Below are 19,051 nucleotides of genomic sequence, written 5' to 3' on the forward strand. Positions count from 1 at the left end.
TGAATTCACTTAAGACTTTGCGCCAGGCTGCGCATGGCGTGAATTTAGCTGTTTCTTTCCCTTTGGCCGCTTGTCACCCTGTGGTTATTTTTAAACCACTTGAAATATACCCTTGACGGGTATAGATTCGCAGGGAGAGCGAATGGCCGACATTTATCTCACCAAAACCTTTCAGGGTTTTGCCGCACGCGAGCGCATCAGTGATGCCACGATAGTGAAAGCGGCGCGAGAGATGCAACATCAGCTGTACGACGCCAATCTTGGCGGTTGCGTATACAAAAAGCGCATCGCTCGGGCTGGTGCGGGCAAACGTGGCGGCTATCGGGTACTGATCGTTTTTCGCGATGAAGACCGCCTGTTTTTTATGCGCGGCTTTGCCAAAAGCGAGAGAGAAAACATCAGTACGGATGAGTTACAGGGATTGAAACATCTGGCTGCGCTGTATCTGGATTATTCGCCATTCAGACTCTACCAGCTGGTCAACAACAGGGAGTTACGGAGGCTAAGCGATGAGTAAAATTCTTGCCGAGATCCACCAGGAAGTTCAGGGCCTGCACCGCGCCGGTTTCGTCGACGACGTGACCATGCGCACTTTCGACATGCTGTGCCTGAGGCCGGTGAAGCAGTTCGGGCCGGCCGAGATCCGCGCGTTGCGCGAACGGGAAAACGTCAGTCAGCCGGTGTTTGCGCTGTATCTCAACGTCAGCAAAAAGGCGGTGCAGAAATGGGAGCGCGGCGAAGCACAGCCGAACTCCGCCGCGATGAAACTGCTGACGCTGGTGGAACGCAACGGCCTGCAAATTCTGGCCTGATCTTACTGATAATTGACGATCACCTGATTGCCAATCACTCGCAGCGGCGGATTCAGCCCGCCTTGCGACTGCACGTAATAGACAAAACGCAATTCCGCATTGGCCGGCTCGCCCTGCAGACCGATGCTGCTGCCGCTGCCGCCGCCGAGCGGAATGCAGCGGTTTACCGTGCAAAGCTGGGCCTGCAGCCCCACGGGCTCCGGCCCCAGCAAACGGTAGCGCCAGCTGACGCTGGTGATGCGCGCATTGGCATCCGGCAGCGCGTTCGGCGGCCGCAAACCGGCGGATTCATCGCGCATCCCGCCCTGTTCCAGCGTGACCCCCGCCCCTTCAGCCACCCAGGAGCCGGACACCGCGCCGGCGGCTAGCGGCGCCAGCAAACACAACAAGGACAGACAGCGTTTCATCAGGCGGCTCCAATGGTCGAGGTCATGCGAATCTGGCGATCGTCGTTGATCTCCAGGTTGGACAGCACCACGAGCTGCGGCAGGCTGCGACGCAGGAAGCGCGCCAGTAAAGGACGCAGCGCATGGTTAACCAACAGCACCGGTGGCGCGCTGAGCATCTCTTGCCGTTGCAGCGCCTGACGCGCCTGCTCCAGCAGACGGTCAGCCAGCCCCGGCTCCAGACCGCCGCCGCCCTGCAACGCCTGCAGCAACAGGCGCTCCAGCTGGGTATCCAAGCCGATAACCTGAATCTCGCCGTTGCCCGGGAACCACTGCTGCGTGATCGCCCGGCCCAGCGCCACCCGCACCACGGTGGTCAATTCGTAAGGATCGCTCTGCGCCGGGGCATGTTCCGCCAGCGTTTCGACGATGGTGCGCATATCGCGGATGGACACGCGCTCGGCCAGCAGATTTTGCAGCACCTTGTGCAGCGTCGTCAGTGACACCACGCCCGGCACGAAGTCTTCGGTCAGCTTCGGCATCTCCTGCGACACGCGATCCAACAGCTGTTGGGTCTCCTGGCGGCCGAACAGCTCGCTGGCGAACTGGCCAATCAGATGATTGAGGTGCGTCGCCACCACGGTGCTGGCTTCCACCACGGTAAAGCCCTGGATTTGCGCCTGTTCGCGCAAGGCGCTGTCTATCCACACCGCTTCCAGCCCGAAGGCGGGATCGACGGTTTTGTCTCCCGCCAGCTCGCCCACGGCATTGCCGGGGTTGATCGCCAGCCAGCGGCCCGGCTGCGCTTCACCGCTGCCGATCTCGACGCCTTTCATCAGGATGCGATAGCTGGCTGGCGGCAGTTCCAGGTTGTCGCGAATGTGCACCACCGGCGGCAGATAACCCATGTCCTGGGCGAATTTCTTGCGGATCCCGCGGATACGCCCAAGCAGCTCGCCGTTCTGTTGAAAATCGACCATCGGAATCAACCGGTAGCCCACTTCCATCCCCAGCGGATCTTCCAACTGCACGTCGGCCCAGCTGGCCTCGGCGGCCTGCGGATTCTCCGGCATCACCGGATCTTCCACCGTTTTCGGCGCCTGTTGTTCACGGCCGCGCAGCCACCAGGCGAGGCCCAGCAGAGCCGCGGTAAACAGCAGGAACACCAGGTTCGGCATGCCCGGCACCAGGCCCAGCAGGCCCAGCACCCCGGCACTCAGCAGCATCACGCGCGGATTGTTGAACAGCTGGCCCACCATCTGCTCGCCGACATCCTGATCGGTCGCGACGCGAGTGACGATGACACCGGCGGCGGTGGAGATCACCAATGCCGGGATCTGCGCCACCAGGCCGTCACCGATGGTCAGCAGCGTATAGCTTTCCGCCGCCGCCCCCAGTTCCATGCCGTGTTGCACCACGCCGACCAGCAGGCCGCCGACCACGTTCAGCACCATGATCATCAGGCCGGCGATGGCGTCGCCGCGCACGAATTTACTGGCGCCGTCCATCGAGCCGTAAAAATCGGCCTCCTGGGTCACTTCGGCGCGGCGTTTCTTCGCTTCGTCTTCACCAATCAATCCGGCGTTCAAATCGGCGTCGATCGCCATTTGTTTGCCCGGCATGCCGTCCAGCACGAAGCGCGCGCCCACTTCGGCGATACGCCCTGCACCTTTGGTAATTACCATAAAGTTGATCAGCACCAGGATGATGAACACCACGATGCCGATGGCGAAGTTGCCGCCCACCAGGAAGTGGCCGAAGGCTTCCACCACTCGCCCGGCGGCGGCGGAACCGGTGTGGCCTTCCAGCAAGATGATGCGCGTCGAGGCGACGTTGAGCGACAAACGCAGCAATGTGGAGAACAGCAGGATGGTCGGGAAAGCGGCGAACTCGAGCGTACGCTGGGTGAACATCGCCACCAGCAGCACCATGATCGACAGCGCGATGTTGAAGGTAAACAGCAGGTCGAGGATAAACGCCGGCAGCGGCAACACCATCATCGACAAAATCAGCAGGATCAGCACCGGGCCGGCCAGCACCTGCCACTGCGTATCTTTAAAATTGCCCGGCAAACGAAGCAGGGAGGCCAAATTAGCCATCAGAGTCACTCTCTCTCGCAAAATCCAGTGCTTCCGGCACCGGTAAACGTTCAGGTTTTTTCGGGATCAGGCCGCCCTCGCGCCGCCAGCGGCGCAGTTGGTACACCCAGGCCAGCACTTCGGCGACCGCGGCATACAGGGTGGCCGGAATGTGTTGTCCAATCTCGCTGTGCCGATACAGCGCGCGCGCCAGCGGCGGCGCCTCCAGCATCGGAATGCGGTGCTCCGCGCCGAGCTCGCGAATGCGCAAGGCGATTTCGCCGGCCCCCTTGGCCAGCACCTTCGGCGCACTCATTTTCTTGTCGTTGTACTGCAACGCGACGGCGTAGTGCGTCGGGTTGGTGACGATCACGTCCGCCTTAGGCACATCGGCCATCATGCGGCGCCGGGCGATCGCCCGCTGCTGCTGGCGAATGCGCCCCTTGACGTGCGGGTCCCCTTCCTGGTCTTTGAATTCGTCGCGAATATCCTGCTTGGTCATCTTCAGCTTTTTGAAGTGGCTCCACAGCTGATAGAACACGTCGAACGCCACCATCGGCGTCAGCCCCAGCACCACCAGAAAACCGCAGAACAGGATCATCTGCAGCGCATTGCCCAGCGCATCGAGCGGCTGCTGGGTCATCAGATGCAGCATCGCCGCCCAGTTGTGCCACAGATAAAGACCGGTGACCCAGCCGACCAACGTCGCTTTCAGGATCCCTTTCAGCAGCTCGGCCAACACCTGGCTGGAAAAGATGCGTTTCAACCCGGACAGGGGGTTTAGCCGCTTCATATCGAACTTGATCGACTTGCCGCTGAACAAGATGCCCCCCAACAGCATTGGCGCGGCGAGCGCTACCAGCACCAGCCCCGCCATGATCGGCAGCAGCGCCAGCACCGCCTGACGCAGCAACATGCCCAGTTGGCGAAGCATCTGCTTGTCGTTACTGACCATGCCGTGGTCAAAGTTCAGCCCTTGCGTGAGCATCGCCGCCAGCTGTTGCGCCATGTTGCTGCCGGACATCAGGATGATCGCCAGGCCCGAGAGCAGCATCAGTACCGAGGTCAGCTCGCGGGAGCGCGGGATCTGGCCGTCTTCACGCGCCTTCTCCAGCCTGTGGGGCGTGGGGGCCTCGCTTTTTTCCAGATCGCTGTCTTCAGCCACGAAACGCCGTTCCTGTGTCGGGAGGGTAAAGAATGGCGGTCAGCATGCCAAAAAATTGGCGATGTCATTGGCGGAACAACGGGGAAAAAGGCGGGTTATTTAGGGGATGAGACGAAAACTGCGTGGCTTGTTGTCGGGGCGCGCCGTCGCGCGCCCCGAAAGGCTTCAGAAACCGAGGCTGTCGAGCAGATCGTCGACCTGCGCCTGGTTGGCGATCACGCCGACGCCGTTCTGGTCGAGCTGCGGGCCGTTCAGCAGGCTGTCGTTCGGCCGTTTTTCCTTCACCGGCTGTTCCGGCATGTTTTCCATCAGCACCATCAGCAGCTGCTTTTCGATCTCCTGCACCACGTCCATCATGCGCTTGATCACCTGACCGGTCAGATCCTGGAAGTCCTGCGCCATCATGATTTCCAGCAGCTGAGCGTTGGTGAAGGCCGTATGGCCCGGCACCTGATCCAGATACTGACGCGTGTCGTTGACCAGAGAACGCGCGTCGTCCAGTTCGATGGGATTGGCGAACCACTCGTCCCAGCGCCCTTTCAACGCGTTGGCGCCGGACTCCAGCTCCGCCTGGCGCGGTTGCGCCGCCTCCACGCAGTTCAACGCCCGTTCCGCCGCCTGCGCCGTCATGGTTACGACATAGTCAAGACGGTCGCGCGCATCCGGGATCGCCTCTGCCGCTTGGGCAATCGCCTGATCGAGCCCCAGTTCGCGCATGCTGTCGCGCAGCATTCGGGTCAGTTGGCCGATGCGGGAGATGATCTCTCCCGCGGTCGCTGCATCGCTGGCAGGCATTGGAATGTCTCTCATCGCCCTCTCCTTACATGCCCAATTTTTCAAAAATCTTGTTGAGCTTTTCTTCCAGCGTCGCCGCCGTAAAAGGTTTCACTACATAACCGCTGGCGCCGGCCTGCGCCGCCGCGATGATATTTTCTTTCTTGGCTTCCGCCGTCACCATCAGCACCGGCATCGCGGCCAGCGCGCTATCGGCGCGGATGGTCTGTAACAGTTCGAGCCCGTCCATGTTCGGCATGTTCCAGTCGGACACCACGAAGTCGAAACCGCCGGCGCGCAGCTTGTTCAGCGCATCCGCGCCGTCTTCAGCTTCTTCGACGTTGTTGAAGCCCAGCTCTTTCAGCAAATTTCTGACGATGCGGCGCATGGTGGAGAAGTCGTCCACAACCAGAAATCTGAGGTTCTTGTCTGCCATTGTTACTCCTGAAATAGTTAACCGTTTAATGATGCAAAACCGCAGGCCGCCGCGCGGCGACCGTAGGTCATATCGCCGCCGGGCAAACCCTGCGGACTGAAATCAAATGCGCAATGCCTGGCCGCCGGAAATCTGCGCCAGCATGCGCTGGCTCATCCTGTCCAACTCGACCACTTCGCTGACGCCGCCGCCGGCGATCGCCTCGCGCGGCATGCCGAACACCACACAGCTCGCCTCGTTCTGCGCCAGGGTATAGGCCCCGGCGCGGTGCATCTCCATCATCCCCGCCGCCCCGTCGTTCCCCATGCCGGTGAGGATCACCCCCACCGCATTGCGGCCGGCATATTGCGCTACCGAGCGGAACAGCACGTCGACCGACGGACGATGGCGGTTGACCGCCGGGCCGTCATGCAGCTTCACCTGATAGTTGGCGCCGCTGCGCGCCAGCTCCAGGTGGCGATCCCCCGGGGCGATGTAAGCGTGGCCCGGCAGTACGCGCTCGCCGTCCTCCGCTTCTTTCACCGTGATCTGGCACAGCTTGTTCAGCCGTTCGGCGAACGAACGGGTGAACCCCGGCGGCATGTGCTGGGTGATCAGCAGCGCCGGACTGGTGGCCGGCAGCGGCTGCAACACCTGGCGGATCGCTTCGGTGCCGCCGGTGGAAGCGCCGATGGCGATCAATTTTTCACTGCTCAGCAGCGGCGCATGGCTGAGGATCGCCGGCGCCGGGCTGCTGGAACGCTGCGGCAGGCGCGCTCTGGCGGCGGTGCGGATCTTCTCGGCGATCAGTTCGCTGTAGGCCAACATGCCCTCGCGAATGCCGAGCTGCGGTTTGGTGACGAAATCCACCGCGCCCAGCTCCAGCGCTCGCAGCGTGATCTCCGAGCCTTTACCGGTCAGCGACGAAACCATCACTACCGGCATCGGCCGCAGGCGCATCAGCTTCTCGAGGAAATCCAGCCCGTCCATGCGTGGCATCTCGACGTCCAGCGTCAGCACCTGAGGATTAAATTTTTTGATCAGATCGCGCGCCACCAGCGGATCCGGAGCGGTCGCCACCATTTCCATGTCGGGGTGGCCGTTCACGATTTCCGTCATCAGCTGACGCATCAGTGCCGAATCGTCTACGCATAACACTCTGATTTTACTCATTACCTCTCCTTGGTCAGCCCATACACGGTCTGCCCACGCAAGTAGAAATCCCGGCTGATCTGGCTGAAGTTCTCGGAGTGGCCGGCGAACATCAGCCCCCCCGGCTTAAGCAAGGGAACGAAGCGGCGCAGGATGCGCTCCTGCGTCGCCTTATCGAAATAGATCATGACGTTGCGGCAAAAAATGGCGTCAAATTGCCCCGGCAGCGCCCATTCCGGCGCCAGCAGGTTCAACGGCTGGAAGTTCACCCGCGCCGCCAGTTCCGGCCGCACGCGCACCAGCCCCTGATGCGGCCCGGTACCACGCAAAAAATAGCGCTGCATTTGGGTCGGCGTCAGGGTGCGCAGATCTTCCTGGCGGTAAACGCCCGCTTCCGCTTTTTCCAACACCTGCGTGTCGATGTCGCTGGCCCAGACCTGGCAACTGCCGGCCCGCTGCCCCAGGGCATCGCTCAGCGTGATGGCGATCGAATACGGCTCTTCGCCGGTCGAGGCCGCAGTGCTCCAGACGCTGTAGCCGTTCGGCCGCGAACGCGCATGCTCCGCCAGGATCGGGAAGTGATGCGCCTCGCGGAAAAATGCCGTCAGGTTGGTGGTCAATGCGTTGATGAACGCCTGCCACTCCGCGCTGTTCGGATCGCTTTCCAACAGCGCCAAATAGTCGCCGAAATCGTGCAATCCCAGCAGCCGCAACCGGCGCACCAGGCGGTTGTAAACCATCTCGCGCTTATGCTCCGCCAGCACGATGCCGGCGCGTTGATAAATCAACTGGCTGATACGGCGAAAATGCACGTCCGACAGCGGCAGGCGCTGCACCATTTGCGTCAACATCGACGCAGTATCCCGGTTAGAAGTAGACGGCGCCTGTTTCATGCCGCCTCACCGGAGAAAAACGTGCTGTTTATGCGGTTTAACAATCTTGGGCTTCCTTTACCACGGGTGAAACTGCGTTGTTGCTGTTACCTGGCGCGACGACGTTATCGTCCGCCAGACGGAATACCGCGACCGCGTCGGCCAGGGTAATGGCCTGCTCTTCCAGCGCGGTGGCGGCAGAAGCGGATTCTTCCACTAGCGCGGCGTTCTGCTGGGTAACCTGGTCCATCTGGGTCACCGCCTGCGTCACCTGTTCGATGCCGCGGCTTTGTTCATCCGAAGCCGACGCGATCTCGCCCATGATGTCGGTCACGCGAGTCACCGAACGCACAATGTCCTGCATGGTGGCGCCGGAGTTTTCCACCAGCACCGAGCCGTGTTTGACGCGGCTGACCGATTCGTCGATCAGCACCTTGATCTCTTTCGCCGCCTGCGCGCTGCGGCTCGCCAGGTTGCGCACTTCACCGGCCACCACGGCGAAACCCCGCCCCTGTTCGCCGGCGCGCGCCGCTTCCACCGCCGCATTGAGCGCCAGAATGTTGGTCTGGAAGGCGATGCCGTCGATCACGCTGGTGATGGCGCCGATTTTCTGCGAACTGTTGGCGATATCGTGCATGGTGGTGACCACGTCACCGGCCAGTTCGCCGCCCTTGGCCGCGGTGGCCGAGGCATCACGCGCCAGCTGAGACGCCTGCCGCGCATTGTCGGCGTTCTGTTTCACCGTCGCGGTCAGCTGTTCCATGCTGGCGGCGGTTTCTTCCAGCGACGCGGCCTGCTGCTCGGTGCGGGAAGAGAGATCGTTGTTGCCTTCGGCGATCTCCTGCAGGCCGATCAGAATCGACTCCGCCCCGTCGCGCACCGCGCCGACGGTGCCGATCAGCGACTGCTGCATGCGTTGCAGGCTGGCGAACAGCATGCTGATTTCATTACGGCCGTACACCTGAATCGGCGTCGCCAGATCGCCGGCGGCGATGCGTTCAAAGTGGCTGCGGATTTGGTTCAGCGGCTGTATCAGCATGGTGCGCAACCACCACATGGCGCTGCCGGTCACCACGATCAGCATCAATACCGCCCCCGCCAGCATCAGGCCCGCCAGCGTGAAGGAGAACTGATTAGCGTCTCTGGCCTCGCTGATGTCACCGTTCACCAACTGCAGGTACTGCACGAAGTCGGCCTCGAACAGGTCCTGGGTTTTCTGCGTCGGCTGATCCATAAACGCCTGCAGCTCGCCCTTTTCCAGGAAGCCGATCAGCTCGCGCAGCGCGCCGCGCAGCCGCTCGTAGCTGGCCTTGGTGGTGGCCGTCTGCTGGTTCTGCTGTTCACTGCTGCGTTCAACCGCCATAAACTGATTGAAATAGAGATCGGCCTTCTGCAGCGAACTGCGGGCGTTGCTCATCAGCTCGTTCACCTGCTCCTGCGGCAGTTTCAGCGCCGCGCGGGTGCCGGCGCGGTTCAGCGTATTGCGCGCCTGCAACAGCGACACCCAGCTCAGGCTGAGCGAATCGCGCTGCTGGCTGCCGAGGGTGATGATGTCGAGGTTGTGGTTATCGGAGCGAAACGCGGAATACGACAGGCCGCTGCTGGCCAACTGCAGAACGCAGAAGGTCATCAACAACAGGAATAAGCTGGTAGAGATACGGATTCGGTTAAACACTTGAACCTCCTTGCAGCCGGCCGGCGACCGGCCTACGTAGGGAAAAGGGCCTCTGCGAGAGAGGCCCGATACCGGTCAGAACGTTTCCCAGTTATCCTGCAGATCGCTGGCGTTCATTTTCTTATGATTGATTACCGGTGTTACCGTCGCCTTGCTGGTGACAGGCGCTTTAAATTCTTCCTGGCCTTCCTGCCTCAGACGGAATACCGCTACCGACTGGGTCAGCATGCTGGCCTGTTCTTCCAGCGCCGCCGCCGCCGAGGCGGATTCTTCCACCAACGAGGCGTTCTGCTGGGTGACGCGGTCCATTTCCGCCACCGCCTGGCCAACCTGATCGATGCCGCGACTCTGCTCGTCCGACGCCGAGGCGATTTCGCCCATGATGTCGGTCACGCGGGTAACGGCGTTGACGATGTCGCCCATGGTTTCCCCGGCGCTCTCGACCAGCACGGAACCCATATCGACGCGGCTGACCGAATCTTCGATCAGGCCTTTGATCTCTTTCGCCGCCTGTGCGCTGCGCTGCGCCAGGTTACGCACTTCACCGGCCACCACCGCGAAGCCACGGCCCTGTTCGCCGGCGCGCGCCGCTTCCACCGCGGCGTTCAGCGCCAGGATGTTGGTCTGGAAGGCAATGCCGTCGATCACGCCGGTGATATCGGCGATCTTCTGCGAGCTGCCGGCGATGTCATGCATGGTCTGCACCACGTTAGCCACGACCTTGCCGCCTTTCTGCGCGGTTTCAGAGGCGCTCAGCGCCAGTTGCGAAGCCTGACGCGCGTTTTCGGCGTTCTGTTTCACCGTCGCGGTCAGCTGTTCCATGCTGGCGGCGGTCTCTTCCAGCGATGCGGCCTGCTGCTCGGTGCGGGAAGAGAGATCGTTGTTACCCGCGGCGATTTCGGACGCGCCGCTGTAGATGGCGTCTGCGCCCTGGCGCACGCCGCTGACGGTTTCAATCAGTTCGCCTTGCATGTGTTTCAGGCTGGCCGCCAGCACGCCCATTTCGTTGCGGCTGTTGACGACGATCTGCTGAGTCAGGTCGCCGGCGGCGATCTGTTTGATGTGCTCGATCATGCGGTTCAGCGGGCGTACCAGGATGTGATGGATACCAGTCCAGACCAGTACGATCACCGCCAGCACCACCACCAGGATCACGATCAGCGTCCAGATGGCCGAGTTGTAGGAGCTGTTGCTGCCGTCGACCGCGATTTGGTACAGCTTGCCGTTTTGCTCCAGGTAAACGTTGTAGCTCTGCTCAAAGTTATCCTGGTAACTCTGCGTAGGTTGATCGAAGAACGCGTTGATTTTGCCTTCGCCCAGCAGTTGGATCAGCTCGGAGAGCGCGCCGTACAGCACATCGTACTGATGCTTGAGGCGTTCCGCCGCCTGAGGATCCTGACGCGGGTCCTGAGGGATTTTCTCGTACGCGGCGTAGTGTCTTTCCGCTTCGCCCAGCTCTTCCTTCGCCTTGGCCAGCAGTTCATCAATGGTGGCGCCGCTGCCGATCTTGTTGGTATCCATCATGTAGCGAATACCGGCACGGTTCAGGGAGTTGCGCGCCTGCAGCAGGTCAACGCGGCTTTCGCTCAGCTGCAGCTGCTGCTGACGAATAGTTTGCAGGACGGTAAAGTTTTCCTTATCGCTTTTCAGCGAGGAGAAAAAGAGTCCGCCCGAAATCAACTGCAAGGCGCCAAACAGCACCAACACCAGCAACAGGCTGGTGACCACCTTCATACGATTTAACATGATTTCCCTTGTTGAAGCCCGCGCAGACAGGCTCTGATGACGTTGAATGTGAGAGTTATCGGCGCAGCGCGGCAAAACTTTATGCGGGAAAGTAACTATTTTTAGTGGGGGTTCCGGGCGCGGCGGGCGGCATCGCGACAGGTCAGGGAACGTGAAGGTTGAAGGGGGCAGCGCCCTGCCCCCTTGAGTCTTGGATCAGACGCTTTTCGCCACGCTGTCGACCAGCGACATCTCTTCGCTGCTCAGCAGCTTTTCGATATCCACCAGGATCAACATGCGCTCGCCCAGCGAACCGAGGCCGGTGAGGTATTCGGTCGCCAGGGTCACCGCGAACTCCGGCGCCGGACGGATCTGCTCGGCGGTCAATGACAGCACGTCGGAGACGCCGTCAACCACGATGCCCACCACGCGCTGGCCAAAGTTCAACACGATCACCACGGTGTTCTCATCATAGGAAACACTCTGCTGGGAGAATTTCACCCGCAGATCGATGATGGGAACAATCACGCCGCGCAGGTTGGTGACGCCCTTGATGAACGCCGGGGTGTTGGCGATGCGGGTCACCTGATCGTAGCCGCGAATTTCCTGCACCTTGAGGATGTCGATGCCGTACTCCTCGTTGCCCAGGGTAAAAATCAGAAACTCTTGCCCTACCGTTTCGCCAGCCAATTTGCTGACGGCTGCCAATCCTGCCATATCATTCACCTTTTAAATCAATAAACTCATTATTATGCGGCGGCGTCCGTCAGACGCTTTTCACGGTTCAAGGTTTGCAACGCCGAGACATCGACGATCAAGGCCACGCTGCCGTCGCCCAAAATGGTCGCGGCGGAAATGCCCGGCACTTTGCGGTAGTTGCTTTCCAGATTCTTCACCACCACCTGATGCTGGCCAATCAGCTGATCCACCAGCAACGCATAGCGGCGGCCGGCGCTTTGCAGGATGACGACGATGCCCTGGGTGGCGTCGGTTTTGGCGCCTTCCACTTCGAATACCCGATACAGTTCCACCAGCGGCAGGTATTCGCCGCGCACCTGCAGCACGCGTTCGCCGCCGGCCAGCGGGTGCAAGTCTTCCGCCTGCGGCTGCAGCGATTCCATCACCGCGTTCAGCGGCAGAATAAAGACTTCGTCGTTCACTTTGACCGACATGCCGTCGAGGATCGCCAGCGTCAACGGCAGCAGGATGCGGATGGTGGTGCCTTTACCGGCCTGCGAACGGATCTCGACGTGGCCGCCCATCTCCTGAATATTTCTTTTCACCACGTCCATGCCGACGCCGCGGCCGGAAACGTCGGTCACCTGCTCGGCGGTGGAGAAGCCCGGCGCGAAGATCAGCATGCCGACCTCTTCATCGCTCATGCTGTCGCTCACCGCCAGCCCTTGCGAAGCGGCCTTGGCGAGAATTTTTTCGCGGTTCAGACCGGCGCCGTCGTCGATGACCTCAATACAGATGTTGCCACCCTGGTGTTCGGCCGACAGCACCAGATTGCCCACCGCCGATTTACCGGCGGCGATGCGGGTGGCCGGCTCTTCGATACCGTGATCGAGGCTGTTGCGCACCAGGTGCGTCAACGGGTCGATAATCCGTTCGATCAGGCTCTTGTCCAGTTCGGTCGAGCTGCCCTGCAGCGTCAGCTCCACCTGTTTGTTCAGCTTGCCGGCCAGATCGCGCACCAGACGCGGGTAGCGGCTGAAGACGTATTCCATCGGCATCATGCGGATCGACATCACCGACTCCTGAAGATCGCGTGCGTTACGCTCCAGCTGGCTCATGCTGTTCAGCAGATCGCCGTGGTTCACCGGATCCAGCGTGCCGGAACGTTGCGCCAGCATCGACTGGGTGATCACCAGCTCGCCCACCAGGTTGATCAGTTGGTCCACCTTTTCCACCGCTACGCGAATGCTGGTGGATTCGCTCGCCTTGGCGCGCGCTTTTGGCGCTTCCGCCGCTGCGGCGGCCGGTTTGGCGGCAGGCGACACGGCGCTGGCGACCGGCGCCGGTTCCGGCACGGCGACCGCTTCCGGTAAGCTCGCTTCCACGGTGGCCGGTTCGCTCTGCGTCGGCGTCGAGAAGCTGATTTGTTCCGGTTCCAGCACGAAGCACAGCACGGCGCTGATGTCGTCTTCGCTGGCGGAGGTGAGCAACGTCACGTCCAGACTGTGTTCCGTCTGATGCGGGTCTTTAACCTCGCCGAGGTTGCCCAACTCTTCCAACATCAGGGGGATTTCACTGGCTTTCAGCCCGTTCAGGCTGATGCGCATGCCGCCTTCAATCGCCGCCGGCGCGGCCGATGGCTGAGCGACCGGCTGCTGAACGGCGGGTTGAGCCGCAGGCGCCTCCTGCTGCTGTTGCGCTTCCAACGCCAGCTGACGCAGCGCCTGGCAAATGTATTCAAAGCTTTCAGCGTCAGGCTGTTGCGAGGTTTTATAGGCGTCCAGTTGCTCCTGCATAATGTCTTTGGTTTCCAGAAACAGGTTGATAATCTCGGTGCTCAGGCTCATTTCCTGGCGTCTTGCACCGTCCAGCAGGTTCTCCAGCAGGTGGGTGGTTTCCTGCAGCACCGAAAAACCAAAGGTCGCCGCGCCGCCCTTGATCGAATGCGCCGCGCGGAAGATGGCGTTCAACGGCTCGATATCGGGGGCCAGCGGATCCAGCTCCAGCAGGTGTTGCTCCATGTCGGCCAGCAACTCGTCCGCCTCATCAAAGAAGGTCTGATAAAAATCGCTAATGTCCATGCTCACGGGGTCACCTCTGGCTGTGAGTCGCGGTTAGTCGGTGCGGGTGCGGCCGCCGGTGGTTCCGGCGCCTGGTCGGCCGGGGCTATCGCCGGGGACGCCTGCGGGGGAGCGTTCGGCGTTGGCGCCGCGGGTTCCGGGGCTGTCGTCGAGGATTCCGGCGTTTGGCTGGCCGGCGCGGTCGCCGACGGCGCCAGCTGCTTCAGGCTGTCCGGCTGGGCAATATCCAGCGCGTTGCTTTCGGCATTTTCGTGCTCGATGCCCTCTTGCGTTTGCTTGTTCAACACCAGTACGGTGATGCGGCGGTTAATCGCATCATCGGCGCCATGCTGTTTCAGGCTCATGGTGGCCGCCATGCCTACCACCCGCAGCACTTTGCCTTCCGCCAGGCCGCCGGCGATCAGCTCGCGACGCGACGCGTTGGCGCGATCGGCCGACAGTTCCCAGTTGCTGTAGCCGCGTTCGCCGGTGGCGTAAGGGATGTCATCGGTGTGGCCGGACAGGCTGATTTTGTTCGGCAAGTCGTTAAGGATCGGCGCTATCGCCCGCAGAATATCGCGCATGTAGCTCTCGACCTGCGCGCTGCCGGTTTTGAACATCGGCCGGTTCTGGCTATCGATAATCTGGATGCGCAGCCCTTCGTCCATCATGTTGATCAACAGATGTGGACGCAGCGCCTTCAGGCGCGGATCGGACTCAATCAACTCATCCAGCTTTTCGCGCAGCTTGTTCAGGCGCAGCTCTTCGGCGCGCGAGTCCGGCGAATCGACCTGTTTTTTCACCAGGCCATGCTGTTGCGTTGGATCGTCGCCGCCGCCTGGAATGGGGCTGCTTTCGGAACTGCTCTTGTCGCCGCTGGTCAGGGCAACCTTGAGCGGCGTGCGGAAGTATTCGGCGATTTGCGTCAGCTCCTGCGGGCTGGCGATCGCCAGCAGCCACATCACCAGGAAGAACGCCATCATCGCCGTCATAAAGTCGGCATAAGCGATCTTCCAGGAGCCGCCGTGATGGGCGGCATGATGCGACTTGCGCTTTCTGACCAAAACGACCGGATGATTCTGTTTCATGCTTCTTCTTCTTCCGTCGCCTGCTGCGCCGGCGCTTTCACGCGGCGCACGTGTTCTTCCAGCTCAACGAAAGAAGGACGTTCGGTGGTATACAGCGTTTTACGGCCGAACTCGACCGCGATCTGCGGCGCGTAACCGTTCAGGCTCGACAACAGCGTGACTTTGATGCACTGCATCATCTTGACGTTTTCGGCGCTCTTCTGACGCAGCAACGTCGCCAGCGGCGAGATGAAGCCGTAGGCCAACAAAATGCCGAGGAAAGTACCGACCATGGCGTTAGCGATCAGCGCGCCCAGTTCAGCGGCCGGACGGTCAGCCGAAGCCAGGGCGTGCACCACCCCCATCACCGCCGCGACGATGCCGAACGCCGGCAAGGAGTCGCCCACCATCGCCAGACTGCCGGCGGGCACTTCGCTTTCCTGCTCGTAGGTTTCGATCTCTTCGTCCATCAGCGCTTCGATCTCGAACGCATTCATATTGCCGCTCACCATCAGTCGTAAATAGTCGGTAATGAACTCCACCAGGGTGTTATCGGCAAGGATGCGCGGATAATTAGAGAAAATTTCACTTTCTTGCGGATTATCGATATCGAACTCGAGCGACAGCATGCCCTGCTGACGCGATTTGGCCAGCAGACGGAACAGCAACGCCATCAGATCCATATACAGATCTTTGTTGTATTTGGAACGGCGCATCAGGCGCGGCAGGGCGCGCAGCGTCGCTTTGATCGCCTTGCCGTTGTTGCCGACGATGAAAGCGCCGACCCCCGCCCCGCCGATAATCAGAAACTCCGCCGGCTGATATAACGCACCGAGATGACCGCCCACGATCAGGTAGCCGCCAAACACCGCACCCAATACCACGAGATAACCCAAAATAACTAGCACACGCATTCCTTAAATTAACAATGTGGATGGAAGGTGGGGCAAACGCGCCCTGGCGTGACAGACCAGGCTGCATGTCTGGGGGCGGCATGCCGCCCCTGCGTATCACACGTCGGTATTCATTGCCGAGAGCCGGCAACGTGGCGGCTCAAATGGCGCGTTTGACCTGCTCGTCCAGCAGTTGAGGAATAATATCGGCCAGTTGCGGCGAAAGTTTACGTCTTTTTACGGCGCGGGATGGGGGTTGGCATAAACTGCAGATGAAACCGTTCAGCGGCTGGTGCGCGTGGGTGATAAATGCGCCGCCGCAGCAGCCGCAGGCGGAGAGCTGCAACATGCCGCTGTCGACGAAGCGCACCAGCGTCCAGGCGCGGGTCAACGCCAGCAACGGCGCCTCGCCGGCCTGCTGCGGGCACTGCTCCAGGTAGAGGCGATAGGCTTTGATCACCGCTTCCACCCCGCTGCACTGTCCGCTTTTCATCAGAAACAGGTAGGCGTTATAAAACATCGAGGAATGAATATTCTGTTCCCAGGTCATAAACCAGTCGGTTGAGAACGGCAACATTCCTTTTGGCGGCGGGCTGCCACGCAACTCCTTGTAAAGTTTAATCAAGCGCCCGCGGCTGAGCTGGGTTTCACTCTCCAGCATCTGCAAACGGGCCCCCAGCGAAATCAGCTCCATGGCGAGCTGAATGTCCTTGGCTTCTTGAACAATGCTTTTCTCAACCATCATCAGGCTCTTTTCTTCGTCGGGCTAGCGTCTTTACTCGATAGCTCTTGCAGTAAATGGCTTGATAGCAAAATGCCGGTATGGATTTGTTGCAGATCGTCGACGCGCGACTCTTTGGTCAGGCGTTCGATGGTCTGGTGATCGTTAAAGCGGAAGTGGCAAACCAGCTGGTTGGTCTCGGCCAGTTTGACCATTTGCGGCAAAGTCAGCTGCGCCAACGCATCGGCCATGGTCTCATCAATACCAAGGCGGAACATCGCGGACGCTTTTTCATCGTTGATCAAACGCTGTGCTAAAAGTAAATATGACAAATTGATGTCATAAATATGCTTAAGTAATTCAGACGTACCCATATTCCCCATCCCGACAGACTATGTTTAAAAACATACGCTGGGTGATAAATTTTATCGCCCGTGACCTGGGTTGTTTCCCAAAGTTGGCAAATTAATCTCTCAAAAACGACTGCTATAATTTTCGCCAATCGCTAAATTCGACCACTGTTCAGTATTTGCTACGAGCGTAAACCAACGTGTATGGATGTACAGCATTCTGCTTCGATAGTGTTTAGTCACCATGAAACTATTTTTACAAATTTAATAAGATTATTCCTAAAGCAGCGCAACTCTACCCCCGAACCATTAGCACACACAATGTAAGTGAGAGGCAATTTTAAATACAATGTGACATAGATCACAAAAATAAAAAATAAATTAAGCCAAATACCCCTAAATTCGCACATTTTATGACCCGCATTTTGCTCACAAAATCGCCTTAGGTAAAAAAACGTCTTAAAAACAATGTTTATCAGCCAAAAAATTATCTTTTTTAGATCAATTCGAACAAAACCATCACCAAACCAAAATAACAGAACAAAAATCTGCATATAGGCAACAATCTTAGTATAAATAACCATTTGAGCCGCTAAAAAATATCCGAGGTGAAAAATAACCAATGTAAACTATAAGGTTATTAGCTATCGGATTTGACTTAAACCCTCCGCAGAGGGTTGTTCTAATTTTCAACATCAGGTGATTATGGCTTATCAATGATTCGCTGGCGTAGTGAACAAGCCAATAGACGTAACGATATGTTTCCGTATTAGCGCGGCGCAAGAATGGTTTTTTAACGTTAAATTACCCCAAAACGACATATCGGCAGCACATCCTAAAGCTTTAGCGTTTTTTTATTTTCTTTTTTGCCGGCGCATTAATTACCACGCCGTTCCAGACGTTATTAAAATTCCCGCGCCCCATCGTTTCATTGCAATAAAATAAAACGCAGTTTTGTTTTACTTGCCATAATCGCGCAGGCCAAACAGGCGCAGTTTCAATGCCGACAGCGGCAACATACATCGCCTCGTGCTGCGACCGCCCTCCGGACAGGTGAAAAAAACGCCGCCAAAGGAGAGCGAGCACGGCTTCGCGCGCTTGCACGCAGCGGAAACGTCGACGCTTAAGCTCCTCGTTCGTGACGCATCGCCCTGAGACTTTCCCTATTTCTTCATTTATCAGCAGGATGAGATTGCTGATGCCGCACTTGCATATTATGATTTATCCCAGCGCCGCCACGGGCGGCGTCACATTATTACCCAGTGCAATTTATTCACTTGAAATGATTTTTGTCAGGTCGTACATCGCTGCCTCGACGGCGTCGCCGTGAGCCGCTATGTGTTATTCACCCGGCTTTAACTATTAACAGGCTATATTTTAATCATGACCGATACGCTCGAATATCTGCTGACATTCCGTAAATGCTCCTCTTTGGACAGCCTGGAGAAGGTGTACGACAAACTGAACTATTCCATTGAAAACGATACAGAAATGAGCAATATGTACCGCGCTGCCGACCACCGTCGCGCCGAGCTGGTTGCCGGTAAATTGTTCGATCTGGGCAAGGTGCCGAAAACGCTGTGGGCGCAGGTGCTTTAATTCAGTGAAATTACGTGCGGCAACGGTTTTATCTTTTATTGCTATATAACCGGAGCAAACTCAGCTTTTATTGCCGCGCGTGATGCGAAACACATTTATTCCCCCCGCCAGGTTCTACCCTTTATCCGAGCGCAGCATTTCATCCAAGGCCCCGACGCGGCAGCCTGAAACACGACGGATGCAACAAGGAGTGGAATATGGGGTATCAAAACGTTCTGGTTACCGTCGCCGTCGCGCCTGACAGCCATCGCCTGGTGGAAAAGGCCGTCTCTATCGTCCGCCCCTACGGCGGCAACATCACCCTGTTAAGCACCCTCGCCAATCCGGAAATGTACAATAATTTCGCCGGGCCGATGCTGGCCGATTTGCGCACGCTGATGGAAGAGGAAACCCGGCTGTTTATGGAGGAACTGCGCCAACGCGCCGGCTACCCGATCGCCGATACCCTTATCGTGCATGGCGAGCTTGGCGACAGCCTGGAATTCGCCAGCCGCCGTCAGCCGTTCGACCTGCTGCTCTGCGGCAATCACCGCGACAGCATGATGAACAAAGTCTCCTGTTCCGCCGCCCGCTTCATCAACATCAGCCATATCGACGTGCTGATCGTTCCGCTCTGAGGCTAAGCACAT

General features: G+C 59.0%; 20 protein-coding genes. 4 read left to right on the top strand and 16 right to left on the bottom strand.

Going from position 1 to position 19,051, the window contains the following annotated elements:
• Positions 1–142 precede the first annotated feature (142 nt).
• A complete protein-coding gene (locus SERRSCBI_RS14350; RefSeq protein WP_042784868.1) occupies positions 143–517 on the top strand; it encodes a type II toxin-antitoxin system RelE/ParE family toxin in 375 nt (124 codons plus the stop codon).
• Complete coding sequence (locus SERRSCBI_RS14355) at positions 510–812, top strand: DNA-binding transcriptional regulator (RefSeq protein WP_015378258.1); 303 nt, start codon at positions 510–512, stop codon at positions 810–812. The genes SERRSCBI_RS14350 and SERRSCBI_RS14355 overlap by 8 nt, the downstream gene beginning before the upstream one ends.
• Before the next feature lie 2 nt (positions 813–814).
• On the opposite strand, the gene SERRSCBI_RS14360 is transcribed toward SERRSCBI_RS14355, so the two are convergent.
• From SERRSCBI_RS14360 to SERRSCBI_RS24785, 16 genes are all read right to left on the bottom strand, one after another.
• The gene (locus SERRSCBI_RS14360) at positions 815–1,219 is read right to left on the bottom strand and encodes a flagellar protein FlhE (RefSeq protein WP_033643530.1); all 405 of its coding nucleotides are present in this window, start codon (positions 1,217–1,219) and stop codon (positions 815–817) included.
• The gene (flhA, locus tag SERRSCBI_RS14365; RefSeq protein WP_033643531.1) at positions 1,219–3,297 is read right to left on the bottom strand and encodes a flagellar biosynthesis protein FlhA; all 2,079 of its coding nucleotides are present in this window, start codon (positions 3,295–3,297) and stop codon (positions 1,219–1,221) included. The genes SERRSCBI_RS14360 and flhA overlap by 1 nt, the downstream gene beginning before the upstream one ends.
• Complete coding sequence (gene flhB, locus SERRSCBI_RS14370; protein ID WP_033640021.1) at positions 3,290–4,441, bottom strand: flagellar biosynthesis protein FlhB; 1,152 nt, start codon at positions 4,439–4,441, stop codon at positions 3,290–3,292. The genes flhA and flhB overlap by 8 nt, the downstream gene beginning before the upstream one ends.
• Positions 4,442–4,606: 165 nt before the next feature.
• Positions 4,607–5,251 (bottom strand): protein phosphatase CheZ, encoded by a 645-nt coding sequence (cheZ, locus tag SERRSCBI_RS14375; RefSeq protein WP_004934858.1) that lies wholly within the window; start codon positions 5,249–5,251, stop codon positions 4,607–4,609.
• 10 nt (positions 5,252–5,261) lie between these two features.
• On the bottom strand, positions 5,262–5,651 hold the full coding sequence (gene cheY, locus SERRSCBI_RS14380) for a chemotaxis response regulator CheY (RefSeq protein ID WP_004934862.1): 390 nt from the start codon (positions 5,649–5,651) through the stop codon (positions 5,262–5,264).
• Between the two features lie 102 nt (positions 5,652–5,753).
• Entirely contained in the window at positions 5,754–6,803 is a 1,050-nt protein-coding gene (locus tag SERRSCBI_RS14385; protein ID WP_042784870.1) for a chemotaxis response regulator protein-glutamate methylesterase, read from the bottom strand.
• Positions 6,803–7,675 (bottom strand): protein-glutamate O-methyltransferase CheR, encoded by an 873-nt coding sequence (cheR, locus tag SERRSCBI_RS14390; protein ID WP_025159837.1) that lies wholly within the window; start codon positions 7,673–7,675, stop codon positions 6,803–6,805. The genes SERRSCBI_RS14385 and cheR overlap by 1 nt, the downstream gene beginning before the upstream one ends.
• 37 nt (positions 7,676–7,712) lie before the next feature.
• Complete coding sequence (locus SERRSCBI_RS14395; protein ID WP_042784871.1) at positions 7,713–9,329, bottom strand: methyl-accepting chemotaxis protein; 1,617 nt, start codon at positions 9,327–9,329, stop codon at positions 7,713–7,715.
• A gap of 75 nt (positions 9,330–9,404) precedes the next feature.
• Entirely contained in the window at positions 9,405–11,075 is a 1,671-nt protein-coding gene (gene tsr, locus SERRSCBI_RS14400) for a methyl-accepting chemotaxis protein (protein WP_033643534.1), read from the bottom strand.
• 195 nt (positions 11,076–11,270) lie between these two features.
• Positions 11,271–11,771, bottom strand: a complete 501-nt coding sequence (gene cheW, locus SERRSCBI_RS14405) for a chemotaxis protein CheW (RefSeq protein ID WP_025303271.1) — start codon at positions 11,769–11,771, stop codon at positions 11,271–11,273.
• Positions 11,772–11,803: 32 nt separating this feature from the next.
• Positions 11,804–13,819, bottom strand: a complete 2,016-nt coding sequence (cheA, locus tag SERRSCBI_RS14410) for a chemotaxis protein CheA (protein WP_042784873.1) — start codon at positions 13,817–13,819, stop codon at positions 11,804–11,806.
• Positions 13,816–14,880: a flagellar motor protein MotB gene (gene motB / locus SERRSCBI_RS14415; RefSeq protein WP_033643536.1), complete on the bottom strand. Its 1,065-nt coding sequence runs from the start codon at positions 14,878–14,880 to the stop codon at positions 13,816–13,818. Before motB ends, cheA begins: the two co-directional genes overlap by 4 nt.
• Entirely contained in the window at positions 14,877–15,767 is an 891-nt protein-coding gene (gene motA / locus SERRSCBI_RS14420) for a flagellar motor stator protein MotA (protein ID WP_015378266.1), read from the bottom strand. The genes motB and motA overlap by 4 nt, the downstream gene beginning before the upstream one ends.
• A gap of 145 nt (positions 15,768–15,912) precedes the next feature.
• On the bottom strand, positions 15,913–16,497 hold the full coding sequence (gene flhC / locus SERRSCBI_RS14425; RefSeq protein ID WP_198036324.1) for a flagellar transcriptional regulator FlhC: 585 nt from the start codon (positions 16,495–16,497) through the stop codon (positions 15,913–15,915).
• Positions 16,497–16,847 carry a flagellar transcriptional regulator FlhD gene (flhD, locus tag SERRSCBI_RS14430; protein WP_033643537.1) on the bottom strand — a complete coding sequence of 117 codons (351 nt, stop codon included), beginning with the start codon at positions 16,845–16,847 and terminating at the stop codon, positions 16,497–16,499. Before flhD ends, flhC begins: the two co-directional genes overlap by 1 nt.
• A gap of 819 nt (positions 16,848–17,666) precedes the next feature.
• Positions 17,667–17,927, bottom strand: coding sequence for a hypothetical protein (locus SERRSCBI_RS24785; RefSeq protein WP_156965111.1), 261 nt, complete (start codon positions 17,925–17,927; stop codon positions 17,667–17,669).
• Between the two features lie 279 nt (positions 17,928–18,206).
• Here SERRSCBI_RS24785 and ydgT point away from each other — a divergent pair, with 279 nt between their 5' ends.
• Both ydgT and uspC read left to right on the top strand, forming a co-directional pair.
• The gene (gene ydgT, locus SERRSCBI_RS14435) at positions 18,207–18,422 is read left to right on the top strand and encodes a transcription modulator YdgT (protein WP_004934895.1); all 216 of its coding nucleotides are present in this window, start codon (positions 18,207–18,209) and stop codon (positions 18,420–18,422) included.
• 197 nt (positions 18,423–18,619) lie between these two features.
• Complete coding sequence (gene uspC / locus SERRSCBI_RS14440) at positions 18,620–19,039, top strand: universal stress protein UspC (RefSeq protein WP_033650858.1); 420 nt, start codon at positions 18,620–18,622, stop codon at positions 19,037–19,039.
• Positions 19,040–19,051 lie beyond the last annotated feature (12 nt).

The sequence above is a fragment of the Serratia sp. SCBI genome (genome assembly GCF_000747565.1).
Taxonomy (GTDB): domain Bacteria; phylum Pseudomonadota; class Gammaproteobacteria; order Enterobacterales; family Enterobacteriaceae; genus Serratia; species Serratia ureilytica.